20 protein-coding genes are annotated in these 24,006 nt (G+C 50.3%); 15 read left to right on the forward strand and 5 right to left on the reverse strand.

Annotated features, from left to right (window positions below; all coding sequences use genetic code 11):
- Positions 1-77: 77 nt before the first annotated feature.
- On the reverse strand, positions 78-1,478 hold the full coding sequence (locus tag MHN33_RS20370) for a PhoH family protein (protein WP_239400834.1): 1,401 nt from the start codon (positions 1,476-1,478) through the stop codon (positions 78-80).
- Between the two features lie 385 nt (positions 1,479-1,863).
- On the opposite strand from MHN33_RS20370, the gene rapA reads away from it, so the two are divergent.
- The 3 genes from rapA (at position 1,864) to MHN33_RS20385 (ending at position 5,854) form a co-directional block, all read left to right on the forward strand.
- Positions 1,864-4,758 (forward strand): RNA polymerase-associated protein RapA, encoded by a 2,895-nt coding sequence (rapA, locus tag MHN33_RS20375; protein ID WP_239400836.1) that lies wholly within the window; start codon positions 1,864-1,866, stop codon positions 4,756-4,758.
- A gap of 190 nt (positions 4,759-4,948) precedes the next feature.
- Entirely contained in the window at positions 4,949-5,599 is a 651-nt protein-coding gene (locus MHN33_RS20380; RefSeq protein ID WP_239400838.1) for a hypothetical protein, read from the forward strand.
- A gap of 18 nt (positions 5,600-5,617) precedes the next feature.
- Positions 5,618-5,854: a hypothetical protein gene (locus MHN33_RS20385; protein WP_239400840.1), complete on the forward strand. Its 237-nt coding sequence runs from the start codon at positions 5,618-5,620 to the stop codon at positions 5,852-5,854.
- Between the two features lie 11 nt (positions 5,855-5,865).
- Here MHN33_RS20385 and MHN33_RS20390 read toward each other — a convergent pair whose 3' ends face one another.
- Positions 5,866-6,009, reverse strand: a complete 144-nt coding sequence (locus tag MHN33_RS20390; protein WP_239400842.1) for a hypothetical protein — start codon at positions 6,007-6,009, stop codon at positions 5,866-5,868.
- Positions 6,010-6,327: 318 nt separating this feature from the next.
- Entirely contained in the window at positions 6,328-6,486 is a 159-nt protein-coding gene (locus MHN33_RS20395; protein ID WP_239400844.1) for a hypothetical protein, read from the reverse strand.
- A 305-nt stretch (positions 6,487-6,791) separates the two neighbouring features.
- Here MHN33_RS20395 and MHN33_RS20400 point away from each other — a divergent pair, with 305 nt between their 5' ends.
- The 5 genes from MHN33_RS20400 (at position 6,792) to MHN33_RS20420 (ending at position 15,793) form a co-directional block, all read left to right on the forward strand.
- On the forward strand, positions 6,792-9,062 hold the full coding sequence (locus MHN33_RS20400; protein WP_239400846.1) for a cytochrome c peroxidase: 2,271 nt from the start codon (positions 6,792-6,794) through the stop codon (positions 9,060-9,062).
- 436 nt (positions 9,063-9,498) lie between these two features.
- On the forward strand, positions 9,499-10,698 hold the full coding sequence (locus MHN33_RS20405; RefSeq protein ID WP_239400848.1) for an efflux RND transporter periplasmic adaptor subunit: 1,200 nt from the start codon (positions 9,499-9,501) through the stop codon (positions 10,696-10,698).
- On the forward strand, positions 10,691-13,840 hold the full coding sequence (locus tag MHN33_RS20410; protein WP_239400850.1) for an efflux RND transporter permease subunit: 3,150 nt from the start codon (positions 10,691-10,693) through the stop codon (positions 13,838-13,840). The genes MHN33_RS20405 and MHN33_RS20410 overlap by 8 nt, the downstream gene beginning before the upstream one ends.
- Positions 13,818-14,498 (forward strand): response regulator transcription factor, encoded by a 681-nt coding sequence (locus tag MHN33_RS20415; RefSeq protein ID WP_239400852.1) that lies wholly within the window; start codon positions 13,818-13,820, stop codon positions 14,496-14,498. Before MHN33_RS20410 ends, MHN33_RS20415 begins: the two co-directional genes overlap by 23 nt.
- Positions 14,498-15,793: a HAMP domain-containing sensor histidine kinase gene (locus MHN33_RS20420; protein ID WP_239400854.1), complete on the forward strand. Its 1,296-nt coding sequence runs from the start codon at positions 14,498-14,500 to the stop codon at positions 15,791-15,793. Before MHN33_RS20415 ends, MHN33_RS20420 begins: the two co-directional genes overlap by 1 nt.
- A 61-nt stretch (positions 15,794-15,854) precedes the next feature.
- Here MHN33_RS20420 and MHN33_RS20425 read toward each other — a convergent pair whose 3' ends face one another.
- On the reverse strand, positions 15,855-16,157 hold the full coding sequence (locus MHN33_RS20425; protein WP_239400856.1) for a hypothetical protein: 303 nt from the start codon (positions 16,155-16,157) through the stop codon (positions 15,855-15,857).
- A 277-nt stretch (positions 16,158-16,434) separates the two neighbouring features.
- Between MHN33_RS20425 and MHN33_RS20430 the strand changes: the two genes are divergently transcribed.
- The 5 genes from MHN33_RS20430 to MHN33_RS20450 all read left to right on the forward strand — a co-directional run bounded on the left by MHN33_RS20430 (position 16,435) and on the right by MHN33_RS20450 (position 21,203).
- Complete coding sequence (locus MHN33_RS20430) at positions 16,435-17,580, forward strand: acyltransferase family protein (protein WP_239400858.1); 1,146 nt, start codon at positions 16,435-16,437, stop codon at positions 17,578-17,580.
- A 268-nt stretch (positions 17,581-17,848) separates the two neighbouring features.
- On the forward strand, positions 17,849-18,598 hold the full coding sequence (locus tag MHN33_RS20435) for a transporter substrate-binding domain-containing protein (RefSeq protein ID WP_239400860.1): 750 nt from the start codon (positions 17,849-17,851) through the stop codon (positions 18,596-18,598).
- 385 nt (positions 18,599-18,983) lie between these two features.
- Complete coding sequence (locus MHN33_RS20440) at positions 18,984-19,184, forward strand: hypothetical protein (RefSeq protein WP_239400862.1); 201 nt, start codon at positions 18,984-18,986, stop codon at positions 19,182-19,184.
- Positions 19,177-20,085 (forward strand): EamA family transporter, encoded by a 909-nt coding sequence (locus MHN33_RS20445; protein WP_239400864.1) that lies wholly within the window; start codon positions 19,177-19,179, stop codon positions 20,083-20,085. Before MHN33_RS20440 ends, MHN33_RS20445 begins: the two co-directional genes overlap by 8 nt.
- A gap of 29 nt (positions 20,086-20,114) precedes the next feature.
- Complete coding sequence (locus MHN33_RS20450; RefSeq protein WP_239400866.1) at positions 20,115-21,203, forward strand: alkene reductase; 1,089 nt, start codon at positions 20,115-20,117, stop codon at positions 21,201-21,203.
- An 854-nt stretch (positions 21,204-22,057) separates the two neighbouring features.
- On the opposite strand, the gene MHN33_RS20455 is transcribed toward MHN33_RS20450, so the two are convergent.
- The gene (locus tag MHN33_RS20455) at positions 22,058-22,399 is read right to left on the reverse strand and encodes a winged helix-turn-helix transcriptional regulator (RefSeq protein WP_239400868.1); all 342 of its coding nucleotides are present in this window, start codon (positions 22,397-22,399) and stop codon (positions 22,058-22,060) included.
- Positions 22,400-22,505: 106 nt separating this feature from the next.
- Between MHN33_RS20455 and MHN33_RS20460 the strand changes: the two genes are divergently transcribed.
- Positions 22,506-23,279 (forward strand): SDR family oxidoreductase, encoded by a 774-nt coding sequence (locus MHN33_RS20460; protein ID WP_239400870.1) that lies wholly within the window; start codon positions 22,506-22,508, stop codon positions 23,277-23,279.
- 25 nt (positions 23,280-23,304) lie between these two features.
- Positions 23,305-23,967 carry a cupin domain-containing protein gene (locus tag MHN33_RS20465; RefSeq protein ID WP_239400872.1) on the forward strand — a complete coding sequence of 221 codons (663 nt, stop codon included), beginning with the start codon at positions 23,305-23,307 and terminating at the stop codon, positions 23,965-23,967.
- Positions 23,968-24,006 lie beyond the last annotated feature (39 nt).

The raw sequence follows: 24,006 nt of genomic DNA on the forward strand, positions 1-24,006 counted from the left end.
TCTAAATAACTAAAGTATAGTGAATTGTTAATAAAACACGAGACGAAAAAAGCGGGCCATAATGGCCCGCCCCGGTGTTATAAGTTTTGCTCGGCAAATGAGGCCAGGCGACTTCTTACCACGCCGTTGAGGTTAATGGTGGCAGAGCCCTCAAAGTCCTTAAAACGCTCCACAATATAGGTCAGCCCCGAGGTTACCGGGGTGAGGTAGTTGCTGTCTATCTGTGCCAGGTTGCCGGTACAGATCAGTTTAGTGCCTTCACCACAGCGGGTAATGATGGTTTTCAGCTGCGAGGCCGTGAGGTTCTGGCTTTCATCCAGGATCACCACCGCATTCTGAATGCTGCGCCCGCGCATAAAGTTAACCGACTTAAACTGGATGTTAGCCTTTTCCATGATGTAGTTACGACTCGAAATGGGGCTCTCGTCGTGTTTGTGCAGCACCTCCAGAGTATCTGTGATAGCGGCCAGCCATGGAGCCATTTTTTCTTCTTCCGTGCCCGGTAAAAAGCCGATGCTTTCCGCGATTTCCGGGGTGTTTCGTGTCACAATCACTTTGTCATAGACACCCTTTTCAATGATCATTTCCAGCGCACTGGCCAGTGCCAGCAGGGTTTTGCCACAACCCGCCGGACCGGTCAGGATCACCAGCTCAATGTTGGGGTCAAGCAGCGCATCGAGCGCCATGCCCTGATACACATTCTTAGGTGAAACGCCCCAGGCCTGCTGGTGCATCAGGCGCTCTACACTGATGTCTTTGAGCGTGACATGCTCTGCGTCGTAACCAACCACACGTGCAGCAAAATGATCTCCTTCGTCTATCAGGTATTCATTGACAAAGACTTCGGGCATCAGTTTGGCAGGCACCTGGTGCAACGTATAACGCCCCTGCTGCTCGGTCTGGCATTCGCCCACATTGGTCCAGAAATCGCCGGTAAACTTGTTATACCCTGAGGTCAACAGGTTAATGTCGTCAATTAGCTGATCGGTGCGGTAATCTTCCACAAATTTGAGTCCGGCCCCTTTGGCCTTCAGGCGCATATTAATGTCTTTGGTGACCAGCACCACTTTTTTGTCTGAGTATTGCTTTTGTAGCTGTATGGCGCAGTTAATAATGCGGTGGTCGTTTTCGTTGCCAGGTAGCCCGGAGATGCTATCCGGATATAAATGGTCATTGATCACAATGAGCTTACCGCTGCTGGCGGGTTTATGCGTGTCTCGCTGCACTTTGGGCAAGGCAACGCCTTCAAGCATTTGCTCTGGTGATGCATTGCGCAACACGTCGTCAAGACTGCGAATGGCCACCCTGGCATCGCTGCTGACATCGCGTTTTCTGTCTTTTATGTGGTCCAGTTCTTCCAGAACTGTCATGGGGATTACTACGTCGTGTTCCTGGAATGAAAAGAAAGCGAGGGGTTCGTGAAGGAGTACGTTGGTATCTAACACATACATTTTCCGGTCGAGGTCATCATTTCCCATAGTGCATTCCTATTTAGTGAAAACTACTACTGAACAAAGACTTGGTCGCCACGCAAGCCGATGCCCTTATCTTAAGTTTAGTCTATTTGTCACAAAAGTCGTTTTTATGACAGGCAGGTTAAGCACAGGGATGACGGACTGACTTAAGTGCGTCAATTTTAATCAACTGAGCTATGCTTACTTTTTGCTGTGAAGACATAAACACACTTGGCCAGACTAGCGCTAAACAGGACAACAAATCTCCTCTGCTGAAACATTCGCTCGGGTCAATAGCCTAAAGTGAAAAAAATCACGCAATAGGCACGTTTATCGTCCTCTCACAACCTTGAACAAGGCGGTGCTTCTCGGTACCATGGCCGCCTTTTTTCCGCGAGACGAGACAAGCATGAATTTTTCCTTAGGTCAGCGCTGGATCAGTGATACTGAATCAGATTTAGGATTGGGCACTATAGTGGCACTGGAAGGTCGCCAGGTGACCATATTGTTTCCCGCCAGCGGTGAGAACCGCGTGTATTCTGTGCAGGAAGCCCCGGTTACCCGTGTGATTTTTAATCCCGGCGATGTGATCCGCTGTGTTGACGAATGGGAAATGCGTGTTGAACAGGTCGAAGAGCAAGGCGACCTGCTGTGCTACCACGGCGAGCGCCTGGACACGGAAGAGCCGGTCACGTTGAAAGAAACCTTTCTGGATCACTTTATTAAGTTTAATAAGCCACAGGACCGCTTATTTGCAGGCCAGGTTGACAGATTCGACCGCTACACCCTGCGCTATCAAACCTGGCAGCACCAGTTCAGCCGCCAGCAGTCTCATTTAAAGGGTTTAATAGGTCAGCGTGCCAGCCTGATCCCACACCAGCTTTATATTGCCGACGAAGTGGGTAAACGTTTCGCGCCACGGGTATTGCTGTCGGACGAAGTGGGCTTAGGTAAAACCATCGAAGCAGGTATGATCTTACATCAACAGATCCTCACCGGCCGTGCCAGCCGCGTATTGATTGTGGTGCCAGAGAGCCTGCAACACCAGTGGCTGGTTGAAATGCTGCGCCGCTTTAACCTGCACTTTTCTATTTTTGATGAAGACCGTTGCGACGAAGCTTTCGCAGATTCACCCAACGTGTTTGAAACCGAGCAACTGGTACTGGTCAGCCTGGAGTTTATCACCAAGAAACGCCGCTGGTTTGAACAAGCCACACTGGCCGACTGGGATCTGTTAGTCGTGGATGAAGCCCACCACCTGACGGTAGAAAAAGACAAACCCAGCACAGAATATCAGCGTATTGCTGAGCTGAGCCAGGACATTGCCGGCCTTATTCTGCTTACCGCCACACCTGATCAGCTTGGTCACCGCAGCCACTTTGCCCGTTTGCAATTGCTTGACCCGGACAGATTCTACGATTACGACGCCTTTGTAGAAGAAGAAAGCCACTATAAAGAAGTGGCCGATGCCGCCAATAAGCTGCTCCAGGATGGCAAGCTTGACGACAAAGCCAAGACAACCCTGAGTGAGCTGTTAAAAGAAACCGACATCCGCGACCTGCTGAGTCAGGTTGAACAAGGCGAAGAGACTGCCAAGCAGACACTGCTGAACAACCTGCTGGACAGACACGGTACGGGCCGCATCTTGTTCCGTAATAGCCGCAGTGGCATCGACGGCTACCCAAGCCGTAAATTGCACGCCTGCCCGGTAGAAATGCCAAAGCAGTACAAAACCGCCATTTCTGTGATGGGTAACATTGGTGGTATTCAGAGCGCTGAAAAAAGTGCCCTGCGCGCCCTGTTCCCGGAAAAAATCTTCCAGGAGTTTGAAGGTGAAAGTGCCAGCTGGACGCAGTTTGACCCCCGCGTTGCCTGGCTGATCGACAAACTTAAAGAGCTGAAACAACAAAAAGTGTTGCTGATCTGTGCCGAAGCACAAACCGCCATCAGCCTGGAGCAGACCCTGCGCGAGCGCGAAGGCATTAAGTCGGCGGTGTTCCACGAGGGAATGTCAATCATAGAGCGTGACCGTGCGGCGGCTTACTTTGCCGACGAGTATGACTCTGCCCAGGTACTGTTATGTTCAGAAATTGGCTCGGAAGGTCGTAACTTCCAGTTTGCCCATCACCTGGTGCTGTTTGATCTGCCACTCAACCCGGATCTGCTGGAGCAACGTATTGGTCGCCTTGACCGCATTGGTCAGCAACAGGATGTGAACATTCACGTGCCTTACTTCGAAAATACCGCACAGGAAGTGTTACTGCGCTGGTACGACGAAGCACTGGATGCCTTCGAAACCACCAGCACCACCGGCCAGTTACTGTACAAAGAGTTCTCAGACGACTTGCTGGAACTGGTAGCTGCGCACAACTGCGACGAAGAAGCGCTCGACCCGCTACTTGAGCAGGTTGCCAAGCAAAACACTGTACTACGCGCCAGGATGGAACAAGGCCGTGACCGTCTGCTGGAACTACACTCAAGCGGCATGGGCAAAGCGGACAGTATCGTTGAAGAGATCGAAACGCTGGACGACGACGTAGTGCTGCCGACTTACATGATCAATGTATTCGACATCTTTGGTGTCAATCAGGAAGACAAAGGTGAAAACACCATCATCCTGAAACCGACAGAGCACATGCTGAACCCGTCGTTCCCCTGTCTGAAAGACGATGGCATTACCGTGACCTTTGACCGTGGCACCTCGCTGTCACAAGAAGATGCGCAGTTTATCAGCTGGGACCACCCTATGGTTGAAGGCGTGATGGACATGATCTGTGACGACGACTTTGGTTGTGCATCCGTTGCTTTGTTGAAAAACAACAAGCTGCCGGTGGGTACTTTCTTTGTTGAGCTGATCTTTGTGGCAGAAACTTCAGCACCTAAATCTTTGCAGATTGGTCGCTTCCTGCCACCAACGCCTATCCGAGTACTGATGGACAAAAGCGGTAACGACCTGGCACAGAACGTGGCCTTTGATGCCTTTAACAACCAGCTTTCTGCGGTTGGCAGACAAACCGCCAGTAAGCTGGCCAATGCCCTGCAATCAGGCATTCACCCGCTGATCAGCAAAGCCGAAGAGCAGGCCAAAGCTCAGATGGCTGAGCTGCAACAAGCGGCACAGGCACAAATGGAAGCCCGTCTGGGTGACGAACAGACCCGCCTGCAGGCACTGAAAGCCGTTAACCCGAATATCCGTGACGAAGAAATTCAGGTATTCGACAAACAACGTAGCGCACTGAGCGAGCACATCAGCAAAGCTCAGGTCAAACTGGACGCCATTCGCCTGATTGTAGTAGCGCACTAAGGCATAGCCTTTAAAAAACCATCAGGGGCACGGCTTTTGTGCGTGCCCCACCCTCTCCTGCTTCAATCAAAAAATGCGCCACAAGCTACCGTTCGAAACGGCGAGCGATGGTCTTTGATGTTTTTGGTACAAAACAGTAACATTACCCGTTAATACGCCACTAAGAATACTAAAAAAAGCAACGATGATTTTGAACATACTCCCCGTGCTTGTCATGCTCTCACTTGCAGGCCCTGTTGCTGCATCTGAGCACAATACCGCTGACTCAGACGCCCCGGTTGTTATGACGGCAACTACGCCCAATGCCCACACAGACAATAACTTTCGGATGGTCGCTAAAATCAAGGTGCCGGGTAATGCCAGTGCGGGACCCGGGTATTACCCGTTTAATTCAGCGTGGGAGCTGGCACGAAACCCCAGCAGCCGGCAAAGATTTGACGACTGGATAAAAGACAATGAGACAGTTACATATTATGGCACTCAAATCACGTCTATCATGGATAGTATGTTTGGCGCATTGAATCCATTCATCGATTTGGCAGGCATGGAATTGCGGTTTGAATTTGCAGACGGCTCTCATATTTTGATGAAAGCCCCAACGCTTGCCAGTGCCAGACTCAGATTCAGTTATGTGCCCGGCAGTGCGTCAGACGCCGACGGCAACCCGATTGCTGATGCAGGCACGACTTTGCAGGGCATTTATACGTTTTCTTCGTACGCCAGGCAGCAACAGTTTCTGGAAAAAGCGGCTGAGTATCATTCAGATTTCAGGGTGAAACACCTGGATGACACGGCGCAGCATCTGCGTATTGAAATAACGCCCGTTAAGTATAACCATTAAAAGAATGAAAACCGCACTATGTTAGACATGCTCAGAAATGGCGAGTTATCGCTCGCCCCATTTGTGTTCGCAGCTCAGGCTATCTTGTTTATTATCGTGAATTTAACCATTGCACATAAATACCACTACAGTAAGAAAGTGGCGCTGATCACCTCAATGATCCCGTTCGTGAATTTTTATGTCACCCTGGTCTATATCGCCATTGTTATTCTGAACTCTCGCAAGGAGCTACCCAAAGAACATAAAGGTAGCTAAGTAATACGCTATTATGTCCACAATGCATAATTCAGACTTGAATGCAGGACGTTATAAATCGCTATGTCATGCCATTGCGCTGCGACAAACGCCTGTAAAGTCACTTCTTCCGTAATAAAGTCCACAGGCAGGCTAATGTACAGAAATTTACTCACTATATGGCACACCTGCAAATAATGAGTAACAGAAACCTCATTAATTACTGTAATTCAATTTAATGCGCACTTAGCTACTCATTAATGCATGAGCGGATGCTCAGTGTGATTAAGCAATGTAACCAAGGTCATGACTGATGCTGGTTTTACCAAATTTGCGCTTCAAGATGAGATGGAGGAGGGGCATTTCTGAATCACCACACTGCGCTCAGAAACATAAAGCAGGCCAGTAAACTGACCTACGATCAACAACATTGTCTAGCAAGAAACTAAAGATATCACCTATCAGGTCACCCTGAGCAGGTCATAAATTAGCGATTAAGCGCACTGCCAGGTTTGCGGGCACTGCATGGTTCTCAGACACATAAGCGTGTCCAGATTGGTACCACCAGCAACATGTGGAGTCTGCTGTGGATTAAGTTTAGCAGAAGCGGTGTTAAGGTTTTTAACCGTCTTTTTGCTTAGTTTAAGTAACATCTTAATTTCCTTTGGTTAGTTACGTAATCCGCGGTAACAGTATCAGGTTTTTATAGTCACAAAAAGCCGAAAATGATGAAATATTTATTTAAATCAAGAGAAGATTAATAAATAATCATTCATTAAAAAACATTTATAAAAATAGCTCATACTTTGATCACTCCATTTTCTAAAGTGCATTATTAGCCAATTGGGAACATTTCTACCCACACCAGCTTTAACCTTTATTTAACCCAGAACACGTTAGCTTAACCTCTGAGCCGGCCCGTCCGTACTAAAGCAACTGTAGTGAAAGGAAGATCAACATGAGAAAGGTTAAAACTGGTGCCATTGCACTTTTGCTGGGCAGCGCGTTTAACGCACACGCGCTGCCCATTCCTGATGACTTAGATCAGGCGCTCACTGAGCTCATTGCTCAGCATGGCCTGACAGGCAAGCCCGATAACGGCTTTGACTTACCCAGTGTCGATGACCCCGAAGTTAAACTGGGTAAGCTGCTGTTTTTTAGCAAAGCACTCAGTGGCGATAAGCAAGTTGCCTGCGCCAGCTGTCACCACCCTTATCTGGGTGGCGGTGATGGTCTCTCCCTGCCCGTGGGCACACTGGCACAAGACCCGGATGTACTCGGGCCGGGCCGTAAAACCACCACAGGGCAATTTTATGTGCCACGCAACTCGCCCAGTATTTTCAATGCCTGGGTGCATAAACGCAGTTTGTTTCGTGATGCCCGGGTGGAGTTTCTTGACTGGCTGAACCCCGAGCAGGGAATCAGCACGCCGGATGTGCCTCATGGTGAAGCCGATCCTAATGCGGGTGACTCTTTGTTAGCGGCACAAGCGCGCTTTCCGGTCGTTACCCCCTCAGAAATGCAGGGCTTTGAGTTTATGAAAGGCGCGTCCAATGAAGCCGTCAGGGCCCATCTGGCAGCACGAATCGGCAACTATGGCAGCGCCCGGGGCGAGCTGTTTCGCAACCAGTGGCGGGATTATTTTGCCGCGGTCTATGGCGATAAAAGCGCCGAAGAAATCGTTACTTTTGATAATATCACCCGTGCACTGGCGGCCTACCAGCAGTCGATGAACTTTACCGACAACCCCTGGAACCGCTACGTTCAGGGCGATAAAAACGCACTGAGTGAATCTGAAAAACGCGGGGCCTATCTGTATCTTTATATGCCTCCCCCACCATCAGACGGTGGCAGCGAACCCGATTTCCTGCCCACCCAGTGCATTGGCTGTCACAACACCGACAGCTTTAGCCAGACCAAAGGCACTAACCACCACCGACTGGCTTTTCCACAGATTGGACCTGGCACTGGTGAAATGGGCGATGAAAGCAATGATCGCGGCCGTATGCTGCGCAACCAGAGCCTGGATGACATCCATAGCTTTCGCTCAACAACCCTGCTGAACGTCGAGGTCACCGCCCCGTATGGCCATGCGGGCAGTTACGATACCCTCGAAGAAGTGATTGAGCATTACGATGATTACCATGCGGTATTAGATGACTACATAAATAATCAGGGCTGGTGCAGACAACCACAGTTCAAAGACATAGAAAATTGTGTCGACTTGTTCCCCGATACCCGCCAACACACCGACGCCGCCGCTAAAATCATTGACGATGAAATTGCCGACGGTGCCCCGGTACTGCGCAAGCTGGAGCTGAGCACCCAGGAAAAAACAGATCTGGTCAACTTTATGAAAGCGCTGACCGATCCATGCGTAAAGCAAGCTGAGTGCCTCAAAGCCTGGCTGCCGCAACCACAGGAAGGCGATCCGGATGGCCTGCAACTGTTTGCCAAAAACTATCAGGGGGTACCCTTGTATCTGCCTGCGGACTGCCGTCAGGGCGATACGGCGGTAACGGGCAGCCGCTTGTTGCTGGCGCAGGGTGAGTGTATTTCGGGCAAAGCCCATTATTTTTATGTGGATGTCGCCCAGGATAACACCACCTTGTATTTCAGCAGCCGTGGTGGCGCTGGACGCCCTCGCCTGTTTTACAACCCCGACCAATGGCCCGATCCGGCCAATGCTCGGGCAATATCGCGTGGCACAGGCACCGAGCAGGTGCTGAAAGTAACCGTCAATCGGGGCCGCCACTTTGTCTCTGCACTGGCTCCTCAGGGCTATGAGGGGCTGACAATTGCAGCGGGTATCGACAGCGCCCTGCGTGAGCCCGGTGAGCAACCCCGCGATATCGTCAATGCCTGCGAGCAGGGCCTGCCCAGTGGCTATGCTGAGCTGATGCCTGGTCGCGCCCAATGTGCATCCCCCGGTGACAGTTACTTTTTTGTCAAAGTGACTGAACCGGGAAGCACGCTGGAAGTTCGCACCCGACACGGCGCTGGCAACAGCGACCTGTTTGTTAGCAACTTCTGGCCCGGCACCAGTATGTATACCTTTGCCTCACGCTCAGCAGATAACACTGAGTTTCTGCGCATCGACGGCGCAGCCCCCGGCTGGTATTACTTTTTGCTCTCAGGTGATGGCCAGAATGAGGGCGTGAGTATTCAGGTTGACCTCATTCGGTCTGACCACCCAAAAGATCATAAACAGAACCGCAAGCCAAACTAGCGTCCTCGCTCTGTTTTGCCCACACGATATCGAATACCAAATCACATTAATACATAACCAACTGGAGGGATTAAATCTGTCGCTAACTGTGTTAAAAATTTCTCATTTAGAGCAACTAAACAACAAAATTTTTGCCTCGCCTATATGGATGTAGGTGCCTCAGCGATAGCAGGACGCGGGAGCGGTGTTATCGACGAGATTTTCTCGCCTCAAGATTGGTTACTTAATTAAGTGCATTGGTATCAGCCGTGATATCAACCCCCGAAGCCGTAGTCCTACCTGCGGCTTTTTCTTCTTCACAGTCTAATCAAAGACTTGCAGTGACCGACAATCTCTTTAACCCGCCTTTAACCGTGCACTCTCTAGACTGGCGGTTACTTTTTACCCGCATCAAAAATTGGCGGGCAAACCTAAGTGCTTATTCAGAGAATTCATCATGACGTTACTCAACAACCGTTTACTCATAACCCAGCTGGCTTTTTGTGGCCTGTGTGCTGCCATTGTTTTTGCTATCCCCTCTCTGGGTAGTGCCGAGGCCCATGCCCAGCCTCAGCCAGGCTCTGAGCAACGCCAACAAACGAGCGCAGCCCTGAGCCTGCCTCAGGTCACGGTCACCCCGGTGCAGGCAGCCAGTTACACTCGGGTCATTACCGCGCATGGCACAGTCAAGGCCACTCACGCACTGACGCTCAGTAGCGAGGTGGGCGGCCGGGTGACTCAGCTACATCCAGACTTTAAGCAAGGGGCACGCCTGTCGGCGGGGGCCGTACTGGCACGCATAGACGACACCCAGTTGCAACAGGCGCTGGCAAGTGCCGAAGTATCGCTGGCACAAGCTAAACTGGATGCGGAAGAAGAAAAGCTACAGAGCTCACCAAACAAAGCGCAGTGGCGCCAGCTGGCCAGCACCGACAGTAAAGGGATCTTGTCTTCTTTACGTGCTCCACAGCAGGACGTTGTGGCCACGCAGCTAAGCTTAGCTGAAGCGCAGCTGCAAAGTGCCCGGTATAACCTGGCTGCCAGCCAGTTTACCCTGCCCTTTGATGCCACCATAGTCACGCGCTCAGTACAGCCTGGCAGTTATGTCCAACCGGGCAGCCCCATTGCCACACTTTACAGCACAGCGCAGGCCGAAGTATCCGTTGAACTCAGCGCCGAGCAATGGCAGCACCTGCCCACTCAGGCGATGCCCGAAGACGGCTGGACGGTTACGCTCAACGATGCCACAAGCGATACCGCAGACACACAATGGCACGGCCAAGTGACACGTCTGAGTCAGCATATTGACCCTCAGTCGCGCCAACGTCTGGCCATTGTCAGCGTAGACAACCCCCTAGATCAGGCTCAGCCGCTGTACTTTGGCAGCTATGTGGAGGTGCACATTAAAGGTGTCGAGCAAAAAGACCTGTGGCGCATTCCCGCATCAGCCTTGTCGCAGCAAAATCATATCTGGTATGTCGATGAGGAAAATCGTCTGGCGCACTTTACCCCGCAGATCCAGTTTCGCCAGCACGGCGCCGTTTATATCAAGGCCCGTAAAGGCATGCACCAGACCAACATAGTGCTGCGCCCGCTCAGCGCCTATCTGGATGGCATGAAGGTCACCCCAGTGACAGAGGAGCGCGCCCATGACTGAACGTTTTTCAATTATCGCCTGGTTTGCCAAAAACCCGGTCGCTGCCAACCTGCTTATGCTGGCGGTGATCCTGCTGGGGCTAAGCAGCGCCGGTAGTCTGCGCAAAGAAGGCTTTCCGCAACAAGACCCGGACACAGTACAGATCAGCGTAGCCTACCCCAGTGGCAGTGCCGCCCAGGCTGAGCAGGGTATTGCAATCGCCATAGAAAATGCCCTGGAATCCGTCAAAGGGATCAAACGCGTAACCACTACAGCCAGCGCCAGCAGTGTGCAGGTACTGGTAGAAAAAACCTCGCAACATGACCTGGATACCTTACAAAGAGACATTAAAAACCAGGTTGATGCCATTTACAACCTGCCGGAAGACGCCGAAAAACCCGTAATTACTACGGCCCAGCGGGAGCAGGAAGTGATCCGGGTGCAACTGTTTGGCGAGTTGTCGACTCAGACACTGCAAACCCTCGGCAGCCAGCTTGCCGACGACTTACTGGCTCAGCCCAATATCGCCACACTCAACCAAAACGATCACCGCGATCCGCTGGTGGCCATTGAAATCGACGAGGCCCGCCTGCAGGCCTATCAGCTCAGTTTCAGCGACGTGGCCGAGGCCATTAATCAGTATTCCGGTACGGCACTGACCACCAGCCTGCGTAACCCGGATAAGGTATTGCGCCTCAAAGCCGCCGAGCAGGCGCTTTATGCCAGCGACTTTGCCTCGATTGTGGTCACGACCACAGCTGCGGGCAAAAGCATTCGACTCAGTGATGTTGCCACATTACAAGACACCTTTGCCGATGACAGCTTTCATCTGGCCCGGTTTAACGGTCATCCCACCTATGGCATTACCATAGTGATGGACGAATACGGCGACATGAGCAAAAGCGTGGCACAGGCCAAAGCCGTGGTGGCAAAATGGCAAAGCAAGCTGCCTGAAGGCGCCTCGCTTATCACCTGGTACGACAATTCTAAGCTGATCACCGAGCGCCTGAGCCTGCTGAGCCTGAACGCGCTGAGCGGTATTGCCCTGGTGTTTATGGTACTGGCGCTATTTTTAAACCTGAAAGTGGCTTTCTGGGTTGCTGCGGGCCTGCCTTTTGTATTCTTTGGCAGCCTGTATTTTATGACTGAGCCCTACACGGGCATGACCCTCAACGAAATGACCACCTTTGGCTTTATTATGGCGCTGGGCATAGTCGTGGACGACGCCGTGGTAGTGGGTGAAAGTATTTACACCACCCGAAAGCGCTTTGGCGACACCCTCAGTAACACCATCAAGGGCACCCATCTGGTCGCGGTCCCTACTCTGTTTGGCGTATTAACGACCGTCGCGGCCTTTGCGGCACTGGCCAATATCTCGGGCGGGCTGGGCGTTTTATATGCGCAGTTTGGCACTGTGGTCACCTTATGTTTATTGCTGTCTGTGGTGGAATCTAAACTGATCTTACCGGCGCATCTGGCGCACATTCGCACCCGACAAAAAAGCCAGCGACAACCAAACCGCATCGCGGTGCTGTGGCATCGCGTGCAACAAAAGGCAGACGGTTTACTGACTGGCTTTAATCAACGCCTGTACAAGCCGGCACTGGAGCGCGTAATGCACTTTCGCTACGCCGCACTGATGGGCTTTGTTGCGCTGTTTTTTCTGGCCATCAGCCTGATCACCCAGGGCATGGTCAGAGTGGGCTTTTTCCCCGGACTGCCAGCGGATACCATCACCGCCACCATGACACTTTATAACGACGCCAGTTTTGGCCAGACTGCCCGTAACCTGGATCAGCTGGAGGCCCAGCTATATCAGGCCGAGCAGCAGTTGCTGGACGAGCAAAACATCAGCCACATCGCCAGCGTGTCGGTCAGTGCCACGGGCGATCAGAGCGGTACACTCAATGTGGAGCTGGCCGGCACCCAGCCCTACACCCTGAGCGAACTGGCGAAACACTGGCGCGCCATCGCTGGCACCCCGGAGGCCAGTAAAACCTTACACATTCAGGCGCAATTGGCGCGTGTTTCTAACTTTAAGGTGGAGCTAAAAAGCACCAGCGACGAAACATTAGAGGCCGCCGAAGCGACCTTACAGCAAGCGCTGCGCGATATCAGTGGCGTACACAGCATCGACAGCTCGCTGGCTCCGGGCGAAGCAACAATGCGCTTTGAAGTGACCGAAGAGGGCGAAATGCGCGGCTTTACCACCCAGCTACTGGCACGCCAGCTGTTGCAAGCCTTTGGCGGAGAAGTGGTACAACGCTATATGCGCAGCAAAGATGAAGTGAAAGTTAGGGTTCGCTACCCGCTGGATGAACGTAGCGAACAAGGGGATGTGCTTGCAGCCCGGGTGCGTGCCCCGGACGGACGAACCGTGCCGCTGGGCAACGTTGCTAAAGTGATCTACACCAGCGAAGTGCAGTCCATTACCCGTATCAACGGCGTCAGAGCAGTCACTGTGTCCGCTGCGGTGAATAAAACCCAGCTGACCCCCACTGAATTAGTGGCCAAACTGGAGCAAAGCGTGGTCCCAGAGCTACGTGCTCAGTACCCGGATCTGACGCTGCACTTTGCCGGAGAAGCCGAGCACCAAAAAGAAGCCACCGACTCCATGAGCTCGGCTTACCTGCTGGCGCTGCTGGCCATCTATGCGCTGCTGGCTATCCCTCTGAAATCCTACTGGCAGCCGCTGATCATCATGTCGGTGATCCCGTTTGGCTTCGTGGGCGCGATTTTAGGACACTGGGGCTTAGGCTTAACGCTCAGTATTCTATCCTTAAATGGCATACTGGCGCTCAGTGGCGTGGTGATCAACGACAGCCTGCTGCTGGTCAGCCAGTTTAATCGCTACCGCAATGAGGGGAAAACCATGCAAAATGCGCTACTTGAAGCCTGCACGGGTCGCCTGCGCGCAATACTGCTAACGTCACTGACCACCTTTGCCGGGCTGTACCCTATTTTGGGCGAAACCTCTCAGCAGGCACAGTTTCTGATCCCCGCTGCGGCATCGCTGGGCTATGGCATCTTATTTGCCACTGCCATCACCTTGTTTTTAATTCCTGTTTTACTGCTGATCAGCCACGATATTGCCAACCTGATAAGCCGATTCAGCCCCATTCGTACGGAGCATGTCCCCCATGATCAACGTCATTTTAGTTGAGGACGACCTGGCACTGGCCGGTAACATCATTGATTACTTTGAGCTGGAAAACATCATCTGCGACCACGCAGCCAACGGGGTCGCCGCACTCAACCTGATCCGCGACAACCACTATCAGGTGATCATTCTGGATTTGAATCTGCCACGTATGGATGGCCTGCAGATCTGTCAGGCACTGCGCGACGAAGGCGACGATACTTCAGTGATCATGCTCACCGCGCGAGATCAGCTTGAAGACAAACTGGCCGGTTTTGCCACCGGCTGCGACGATTACCTGGTCAAACCCTTTGCCATGATGGAGCTGGTGGTCAGGGTAAAAACCCTGGCCAAACGTAAAAGCGGCGAAATAAAACGGCTGGAGCTGGCCGGGCTGTGTCTTGATATAGATGGCCGCGACGCCACGTATCATGGCAGCCGACTTAAGCTCAGCCCCACCGGCATGGTAATACTGGAAACCCTGCTGCGCGCTCACCCTAACCTGGTTACCAGACAAGTGCTGTTACAAGCCATCTGGGGCGATGAGCAACCCGACAGCAACGCACTTAAAGTGCATATTCACCACCTGCGCAAAGCGCTGGCGGCATGCACAACCCACATCACCCTAGACGCCATTCCCAGACAGGGCTTTAAGCTGCATTGCCATGAGGAGAAAGTTTAATGGCCCCCATACATATGAGCTTGCGCCGCTATATTCTTGCCGCCCTGCTGGTGCTGGCCACTTTGGTGATCAGTCTGTTGTCTGTGCTCTGGACCAACAGCTTTTTTACCGGGCTCGATGACATGATGAAAGGCACTATGCTGAATATGGCTCAGGCCCACCATCCCCAGCCCGGTCAGCCGGTTCAGGCGCACAACTTTGTGGTGGCCAGTCAGTGGCAGGATTTGCCCGAGCCCATCCGTGCGGCGTTTACCCGCCAGGAAATAGAAACCAACACATTACACAAGCTGGTTACCCGGGATAATATGCTGACAAGGCCCAGCGAAGCCCGCTTTGTAATGTTTTTTGAAACGCCCGATGGCCAGTCCGGCTTTGTGGCCCATCATTTTACCGCCCCAAAAACATCGCCCAAGTCCTGGTTTCAGGGGCCTGAAATATTGGGAATACTCTTTGCGCTGGGCACCCTTGCACTGTTTGCTGCGATCCTGGTGATGCTGATGCGCACCGTGACCCGGCCCGTCGCAGAGCTGCACGCATGGGCGGCCGAGCTGGATCATCACTCGCTCGACGAGCCACCACCGGTATTCAGGTATCGCGAGCTGACCACACTCGCGGAGCTTATCCAGCAAAGCCTGCAACAGGTCAAACATAGTCTCGACAGAGAGCAGGAGTTTGTCAGCTACGCCAGCCACGAACTGCGCACGCCCATTGCCGTGATCCGCAGCAGCGTAGAGCTGTTGCACCGCCTGGACGACCCCCGCAATGACAAAGGCCAAAAAGCACTCATGCGCATAGACCACGCCAGCCAGGCCATGGTCGCACTCACCGAAACCCTATTGTGGCTAAGCCGCAAGGGGCAACCACTGCGGGATTTAAGACCGGTTAAACTGGCCGAGCTAGTAGACACACTGATGCAGGACCTGGCCTACCTTAAACAAGGTAAACAGGTTGATGTCGCGATGCATACCGACGACTATCGCTGCGAGCTGTCCCACTCTGGCGCCACCATTGTGATTGGCAACCTGCTAAGAAATGCCATTCAGCACACCCATCATGGCGCGATTTCAGTGACCCAGACGCAGCATATTTTGGAGATTGAAAACCGTGAATATGCTCATAGCACTGAGGATAATGCGCAAAACACGCGCGCACCGGACGAGTTAAATAATGCCTCTGGTTATGGCCTGGGTCTGGACCTGGCGCGCAGGCTGTGCGACGAGCTCGGCTGGCAGCTGAATATCACCCATGATGCGCAGCGTTTTTGTGTGACTTTAATTTTAACGCAGCGCTACTGAGGCTGCTGCAAACAAGGTGCGCCACCTTGTTTGCAGCCATACTCTCAATAGACAAAGGGCTTTAGCCCTGTTTCAGCTTTTCGCGGCGCAACTTTAACAGCCACGACGACTTACTCTTCTGCGCATCATAGAACACAGACATGGTGAAAAAGAACATCAAAAGCAAAATGATATGTGCAGCAAGGCTTACCCCAAACACAATCATACTGCCAATATAGGTGGCAAAGGCAAAGCTCCACATACAGGCTAAAACAGTCATAATGTGGAAGCGGCTCACTGGATCTGGAATGTGCCGAAGCGGGTTTCTGGTGGAGTCAAAGATATAGGTGTAGACGTCATATACTTTGAGTGCGAACTGTTTCATAGCTACCTCTGGGTCAGAAAATAGTTCATTTTTTACTACGAGTGCCGTTGTATTTTGGATCTTAAAATCACAGCTGGCTGAGCCCGCAAATACCCGCATTTGTGTGTATTTTGATGTGCCCGCGCTCCTGAAATGGTTACATAGGCCGTTACAATCTCGGTTTTGCTCCACTGGCTTTTTCATAATATGCTAATCAATGCAACAACATGACGCCGCCTCAGCACATGAATATGAATAGCCGACTGTTGGGAAACTTAATTATAAAGGACTAATTTAAATGTATAAATCCAGATATTCGGAGCTCGACTGGCTCAGAGTTTTGCTGATTTTTGCTGTATTTCTGCACCATGTGTTTATGCCGTTTAATGGAGATGGCTGGCACATAATGAACTCTGAATCGAGTAAGGTGCTTGATGATATTATGGTGTATTTTGAGCAAGTCAGGCTGCACACCCTCTTTTTCATCGCGGGTGCCGGGTCGGTGTTACTGCTCCACAAAGTATCGGCAAGCGCATTCCTTACCACCAAAGTGCATCGGTTGTTTATTCCGCTTATCTTCGCGATGATGATTGTGGTGCCGCCACAGAATTACTTTGAAAACATTCAGGAATATCAAAATTTAGCTCAGGCATATAGCAGCCTGATGTTTGCCTTTCATGCAAACCATCTCTGGTTTGTGGAGTTTCTATTTATCTTTATGCTGCTGGCTGTGCCGGTTAATGTGATGCTCGGCACGTCATCAGGGCACGCTTTACTTCAGGCGATGGAGCGCATCGCGGTGCGAAAACACGGCTTGCTGTTGCTGGGATTGGTGGTCATAGGGATACGATTGTGCCTCAAAAGCGTTATGCGCTCGCAAGATACCAGCTTATTTAATCTGTCTGTTTCACTGTTCTTTTTACTGTTTTTTATGGCGGGTATGTGTTTTATGAAAAACCCTAAGATTTGGCACGCGCTGGCAGACAACCGCGCCACCAATTTTAAGTGGTTGATAGTAAGCTCTATCGCATTTTACGCCTGGTATTACAGACCTGATATTAGCGACTATGTATCGCTGGATATGCTCTGGCAACTATGGTGGCTTATCAGTGCACTCGTGTCCTGGACGGGCTTACTCACCTTAGTCGGTTATGCCAGTGCATGGTGCAAACAAACCCCCAAGTGGCTGCACGTGACCAATGAACTGATTTATCCGTTTTATATTGTGCATCAGACCGTGATTGTTGCGCTCGCCTTCTACATTGTGCAATGGGATGCCGGCATTGCGATTAAATCACTCAGCCTGTTGTGCTCGTCGCTGCTCATCTGCGTTGTTATTTGTCTCTTTGTTATCAGGCCATTTAACCTGACGCGCTACCTGTTTGGCTTAAAGACCGCCAAACCAAAACCTGCGCAAAGCGTCGCAGTGTCTGAAGAGCGATGACTATAACCGGCACATAGGCACACCCGGACTGATTGTTATGCCACTCATGACACACATAATTTGGGCTATCACCCCTTTTATTCTGATAGCCCCGCTTATCTTGATACTCAGAACAATAGCCAGGGTTTGTTCTAAGTGCGCTTCACCATCGTAAAAACTGCGTATTTTAGGCGTGCAGCACATAACAAGCGCAGTAGCTCCCCGCTCGCCTATTGGTGACCTGCCAACTACACTAGGTGAGTAACCCAAGTACTGCGCCCGGAATAACATGATTTATCGTATCTTAGTCACGATTGTGCTACTGCTGTGTGCGCCTTTGGCGGCAGGGCAAAACAGTTTTAAAGTCGTCTATTACGATGCTTTCCCGCCCTATTCGTTTAAAACCCAGGACGGACAGATGACAGGTATTCTGGTCGATATTGTCACTGAGGTACTTGAGAAAGAGCTGGACCTGAAAGTAGTGCATGAAGGGTATCCCTGGGGCAGAGCACAAAGAATGGTGTTCAATGGCCAGGCCGATGCGTTTGTTTCGGTGCCTACCAGCGCACGACTAAAATACGTCAGTGCCTCTGAACAACCAGTATTCGTTGGGCCAATTAATTTATTCACTTATACCAATCACCCAGACATGGCGGCTCTACTGCGTGTATCGGATACCAGCGCGCTGAACGCTTTCAATATTCTTGACTACATAGGCAACGGCTGGGCAGAGGCGAACCTGCCGCAGCGCGCTTATAAGCGCCGCCTGCTTTCAAATATCTCCAGTGCTTTACAGATGCTGGCAAAGAAACGAGGTGATGTCGTAGTCACCGACCGGGTTGTGGCACACTATTTTATCGCTAAGCACAATTTGCAAGACGTGGTGACTGAGCTACCCACAACGCTCGATATCGTGCCCTTTTCGCTTTGCATTTCTCATCAGTCACCGCACCTTGGCGTATTGGAAGCGTTTTCCAAAGCCGTAGTGCACTTTCGCCAGCAAGGTGGCGAGCAACGTATTTTAGATAAGTATAAATAGAAGTGGCAGACACCTAGTTTGCATCAATATGCCACACTTCCCCTTACATCTCGCCTAGTTTGGTGGCACTAAAGGCAGGCTTTGCAGCGTTCAAACCGCTACGCCCTCGTTATCGCCGTCAATTCGTGATTGATCTTTTTCATCCCTGTAAATACACAACCTGTTGAATATAAATAAAAAGAAAAAATCACGGTTAAAAAAACAAGTATCTTTGCACAAAGATACTTGACGACATCAAAAATAGCCAATATCTTTATATCAAGATTCTTTAAGAAAGCTTAACATTGAAGTACAAAGCGCTTTTGCACAAACCAAAGCTTGCTCAACCGATCTGCGTCAGGTGGCAATTTAACGCGCCTGACTTTTATCACTAAGGAGAGAAACCATGCTCGCAATAAATCTAAGGTCGGTATTTTGGCCCGACGACAATACGGCGAATGTAACTGAACCAGGACACACAAGCCAACAGCACAGTTTGTATCGCAAGGTGCGCAGTTCAACAGCCAGCCAGTGTCAGCTGGAGATAGTTCACCTGTTGCAGGAAAAAAGCCCGGAGCAACACAATTTCAGGGGGTGGTATGAATAACAAACAACTGATTTTTTGGATGATGATTGCAATGATAGCTCCCATAATCTGGGGGAGTACTTACATTGTGACCACTGAATTGTTACCGGCCGACAAGCCGCTTATTGCGTCGGTTTTACGGGCTCTGCCTGCAGGTATTTTGCTGGTTCTACTGGGCCGTAAGCTGCCACAAGGCGTGTGGTGGATGCGTTCAATTGTACTTGGCCTGCTCAATATTGGTGGCTTCTTTTACTGCCTGTTTGTTGCCGCGTACCTGCTGCCAGGAGGGGTTGCTGCACTGATCATGTCGTGCCAGCCCATTATAGTGATGTTACTTGGCGCATTACTGTTAAAAAACAAACTAAAGGCCCGACAGTTTGTCGCCTGCCTGATAGGTGCGCTGGGCGTGTCTTTGTTGGTGCTAGAGCCAAATATGGCGCTCCCCACAGCCGGCGTACAGGCTGGACTGGCAGGGGCGATTTCTATGGCAACCGGCATTGTGCTCACTAAAAAATGGGGTAAACCGGCGGATGTGTCTGTGTACACCTTCACCGGCTGGCAGCTGGTGGTCGGCGGCCTGTTTTTACTGCCCATTGCGCTTATCCAGGAGGGCTTTCCCAGCGAATTAACGGTGAACAATCTGATCGGCTACATCTATCTGAGCCTGATTGGCGCGCTGGTCGCTTATGTAGTGTGGTTTAAGGCAATTGAAAAGCTGCCTGTGGTCACTGTGTCATTTATCTCATTTGCCAGTCCATTATCGGCCACGTTGCTGGGCTACCTGGTACTCGGGGAAGTATTGACCTTAAGTCAAATACTGGGGACCTGTGTCATCGTGCTAGCCATCACCATTTCACAACAACAGCTGTTTAACCGAGCACTTGCAAGCCCGGCAACAAATAAAGCGCTATCCAAAGCGTAACTCAGAATTCAAACTCATTAAGGATAACGATGAATACTCTATTTGACGCAACTGAATACGGCAGCATTAAAGCCAACAACCGTTTTGTGATGGCACCAATGAGCCGCAACCGCGCCACTGAACTTGGCCTGGCCACCCCTTTGATGGCCACGTATTACAGCCAGCGGGCCACGGCCGGGTTGATTATTACTGAGGGCATACAGCCAAACCAGGTTGGCCAGGGCTACATGAACTCACCCGGCCTGCACACCTATGAACAGGCGCAAAGCTGGTTACCAGTCACCACCAAGGTGCACGAAAAAGGCGGTAAAATTGTTGCCCAGCTTATGCACTGCGGCCGCATTGGCCACCCCAGCTTGTATCCAAGTGCACACCAGTCCGTTGCGCCATCCGCCGTCACCGCAAAAGGCCAGACATTTACTCCTGAGGGCATGCAAGATTTTGCGCCGCCAAGAGCACTGACGTATGAAGAGATCCAGGCCACCATTGCGGATTTTGCTCAGGCCGCTAAGTTTGCCATCCTCGGCGGATTTGATGGCGTAGAGATCCACGCTGGTAACGGCTTTTTACCGCATCAATTTTTAGCCAGCAACACCAACCTGCGCGACGACGAATACGGCGGCAACGTAGAGAACCGCATCCGCTTTACCCTGGAAATGATTGCAGCGGTTACTGACGCCATCGGCGCAGACAAGGTGGGCCTTCGACTCTCACCGCATAACCAGTTCAATGATATTAACGAAGGCGATACTCTGCCGCTATATCAGGCTCTGATCAAGGCGCTGCCCACAAACCTGGCGTATATACATATTATGGAAGCGGCCTGCCGTGACACCAGTAAAATGGTCCGTGATTTGTGGCAAGGCCCTCTGATCCTTAACCCGCATAAGTCGTGGGAAGACGGCCCAACAACACCAGCCATTGCCACTCAGGTTTTACAGCAAGGGCTGTGCGATGGCGTGGGCATTGGTGCCCTGTTTGTTGCCAACCCGGATCTGGTAGAAAGAGCCAGAGTGGGCGCCGACTATAACGAAGTAGATGACAGCAAGTTTTATGGTGGCGGAGCCGAAGGCTATACCGACTACCCGACACTTGAGGAGGCAGCATTGACCGCCTGAGTCTGATTTATGGTCAGACTCTCCTTTACCGACCGCAAGGGTGATTTATCACCCTTTTTGTTTTGCTCTTAGAGCTGGTGTGGCGAGTGAAGGAATTGCCTGAAACATTAAATTTTAACTCAGTGCTTTTGCTCCATTGCGTTTTTGTTATGTGCTGAATAGGGAGTACAGGCAAAGCAAAATAAAACCTGGGAGCAAAATAGATATAGTCCTTTGAAGTATAGGGCCTGATAGCCTCTGAATGCCAAACACTTTTTTTCGGTTCATGAAATTAAATATATGTTCAGAACAAAACAATACAAAAACGCCACCAAAGCCTAATGCATAAAGAGGGTTATCTGATAATAAAAACCAAATAAATAAAAGTAGAAACCCAACAAACGAAATTGATGCTCTCTCAAGTAACTTTCTGATGGTGATTATCCTTAGATAGATAAATTATAATATTGATAAGCTCGGTGAAGCCCTGCTCTGCTTGTTTCTTCTGATCCACCGCTAAAATTTTTACTCTGAATAAGAACAATAACCTACCATCCAGAGCACTAGCCTTCAAGTATGCTGCTATCTGTAGAAAACAAGCCCTAGTATCAATTTTACTTAGAGCCAGATAAGTAAGAATTGCGAAGGAGTCCAGTTAAAATTACTATGCTCCTCTTCCTTGCCGTAGTCCGCTAACATCAAACTCATTAAGTATAGGCTTAAGGTCAACAACGTATAGTCTTCACATGAATTTTGAGGTAGATGTCTTCGAAAGTTGTAGTGTTTTTGGTTTTCTGGGGCCTTTGTTACAAGCCAATATACGCAAATACTTCGCCTTGTTTTTCAAAATTCATAATTAACTGACCATATTCTGCTTATATCTTTTTTTCAATTTCATGTTGTAGTTTTTCAAGCTCATCAAGGACTTTCATAAATTTAGTCCCGAAGTCAGTGACTTTGTACTCTACCCTCGGTGGCACCTCATTGTAAGAAATTCGCTCCAGGATCCCAAACTCCGTATTTTTACGCAGGCACTGGTTCAGAACTTTAGTGGTTAAACCTTCAATGCTGCGGACCATTTCACCAGGCCGATTGATCCCATCTGCCAAGAGCTGATAAACCGTAAGAGACCATTTACAGCCATAAATAGTCTCCACTATCTTTGCACTTTCAGTCGGTGCAGTTTTTCTTAAATATTTTTTTTCTCTATCTTTCATAAAGATGTACCAAAAAGTACCTACCTTACCAATTTGTACTTACTTTTTAACGCGACAGTGGTTCGATAAATTATCTCCGTACCTTAACATATATCGGAGAAAATCCATGACAACTTCAAATATTGCATTAATCATCGGTGGTTCAAGTGGAATGGGTTTGGCAACAGCAAAACAACTCATCGCTCAGGGAACCAGTGTTATTATCTTAGGCAACAACGTTGACAAGCTGGAGTCGGCCAAGTCTCAGTTAATCGCAATAGCGAGCAATGACACTATTATTGAGACATTACAAGCCAATCTCTATGAGCAACAAGATGTTGATAGAGTCATTCAAACGATAAACTCGGACCAAAGACATATTCAGTACCTTGTTAATTCGGCAGGTTACTTCAATCCTAAGCCTTATTTAGAGCACGGATTTGAGGATTATGATGCTTATGCTGCACTGAATCGGGCTACCTTTTTTATAAGCCAAGCCGTATCCCAGAATATGCGTAACAATGGCGGTGGTTCTATTGTTCATATTGGTTCAATGTGGGCTAAGCAGGCGATCAAAGCAACTCCTTCTTCTGCTTATTCCATGGCAAAAGCAGGATTACACGCGCTAACGCAGCATATGGCAATGGAGCTGGCCGACCATAATATTAGGGTAAATGCAGTGTCACCAGCGGTAGTGAAAACCCCAATTTACGAAACTTTTATCAACCCGGCAGAAGTGGACGATGCCCTTGCAGGATTTGACAGTTTCCACCCCATCGGTCGTATTGGCACACCAGATGACATTGCCAACGCTATTATGTTTCTATTGAACGAGAGTGCAAGCTGGATAACAGGCGCGATTTGGGACGTTGACGGCGGTGTTATGGCTGGCAGAAATTAGGCAACCATTTTTATTGGAGGTCAATATGACTACTTTAATCAATGCTGATTTCAAGCAACGTGTTGTAATTCGACCCGCCGACTATAAGTGGGTTGATTCTCCGATGCCTGGCGTTGAGCGCATGATGCTTGATCGCATTGGAGATGAAGTCGCACGAGCGACCTCTATCGTTCGTTATGCACCATACACAAGGTTTTCGCCACACACTCATAGTGGTGGCGAAGAATTCCTAGTACTTGATGGTGTGTTTTCGGACGAGCATCAGAACTACGCAAAGGGGAGCTATGTGCGCAATCCAATTGGTACGTCTCACACACCAAATATAGGTAAAGAAGGGGCAACTATATTGGTAAAGCTACATCAATTTGCTCAGGACGACACAGAACAAAAAGTAATAGACACTCAGAACCACCCTTGGCACCAAGGGCTTGTTGATGGACTAACGGTCATGCCGTTGCATGAGTTTAAAGGCGAGAAGGTCGCCCTGGTAAAATGGTCACCTAACACTCAATTTCAACTGCATACCCATTGGGGAGGAGAGGAAATCTTTGTTTTAGAAGGCACGTTTTACGATGAGCATGGCCAATATCCCACAGGCACCTGGTTTCGCAGCCCTCACATGAGCAAACATACGCCTTTTACGAAAGAGGATGGCGCATTGATTTATGTGAGGGTGGGTCATTTGTAACGCCGCAATAAGCGGCTAAAAATTGTTGGCTAAAATAAG

It is taken from the genome of Pseudoalteromonas sp. OOF1S-7 (assembly GCF_022347765.1).
Lineage (GTDB): Bacteria > Pseudomonadota > Gammaproteobacteria > Enterobacterales > Alteromonadaceae > Pseudoalteromonas.

Bases quoted from the DNA above. Each gene is read 5' to 3' on its own strand.
- MHN33_RS20425 (WP_239400856.1), bottom strand. From the start codon at position 16,157: ATGAAACAGTTCGCACTCAAAGTATATGACGTCTACACCTATATCTTT.
- MHN33_RS20420 (WP_239400854.1), top strand. From the start codon at position 14,498: ATGGCCCCCATACATATGAGCTTGCGCCGCTATATTCTTGCCGCCCTG.
- MHN33_RS20435 (WP_239400860.1), top strand. From the start codon at position 17,849: ATGATTTATCGTATCTTAGTCACGATTGTGCTACTGCTGTGTGCGCCT.
- MHN33_RS20370 (WP_239400834.1), bottom strand. From the start codon at position 1,478: ATGGGAAATGATGACCTCGACCGGAAAATGTATGTGTTAGATACCAAC.
- MHN33_RS20445 (WP_239400864.1), top strand. From the start codon at position 19,177: ATGAATAACAAACAACTGATTTTTTGGATGATGATTGCAATGATAGCT.
- MHN33_RS20410 (WP_239400850.1), top strand. From the start codon at position 10,691: ATGACTGAACGTTTTTCAATTATCGCCTGGTTTGCCAAAAACCCGGTC.
- MHN33_RS20460 (WP_239400870.1), top strand. From the start codon at position 22,506: ATGACAACTTCAAATATTGCATTAATCATCGGTGGTTCAAGTGGAATG.
- MHN33_RS20455 (WP_239400868.1), bottom strand. From the start codon at position 22,399: ATGAAAGATAGAGAAAAAAAATATTTAAGAAAAACTGCACCGACTGAA.
- MHN33_RS20430 (WP_239400858.1), top strand. From the start codon at position 16,435: ATGTATAAATCCAGATATTCGGAGCTCGACTGGCTCAGAGTTTTGCTG.
- MHN33_RS20415 (WP_239400852.1), top strand. From the start codon at position 13,818: ATGATCAACGTCATTTTAGTTGAGGACGACCTGGCACTGGCCGGTAAC.
- MHN33_RS20385 (WP_239400840.1), top strand. From the start codon at position 5,618: ATGTTAGACATGCTCAGAAATGGCGAGTTATCGCTCGCCCCATTTGTG.
- MHN33_RS20465 (WP_239400872.1), top strand. From the start codon at position 23,305: ATGACTACTTTAATCAATGCTGATTTCAAGCAACGTGTTGTAATTCGA.
- MHN33_RS20400 (WP_239400846.1), top strand. From the start codon at position 6,792: ATGAGAAAGGTTAAAACTGGTGCCATTGCACTTTTGCTGGGCAGCGCG.
- MHN33_RS20405 (WP_239400848.1), top strand. From the start codon at position 9,499: ATGACGTTACTCAACAACCGTTTACTCATAACCCAGCTGGCTTTTTGT.
- MHN33_RS20395 (WP_239400844.1), bottom strand. From the start codon at position 6,486: ATGTTACTTAAACTAAGCAAAAAGACGGTTAAAAACCTTAACACCGCT.
- rapA (WP_239400836.1), top strand. From the start codon at position 1,864: ATGAATTTTTCCTTAGGTCAGCGCTGGATCAGTGATACTGAATCAGAT.
- MHN33_RS20440 (WP_239400862.1), top strand. From the start codon at position 18,984: ATGCTCGCAATAAATCTAAGGTCGGTATTTTGGCCCGACGACAATACG.
- MHN33_RS20450 (WP_239400866.1), top strand. From the start codon at position 20,115: ATGAATACTCTATTTGACGCAACTGAATACGGCAGCATTAAAGCCAAC.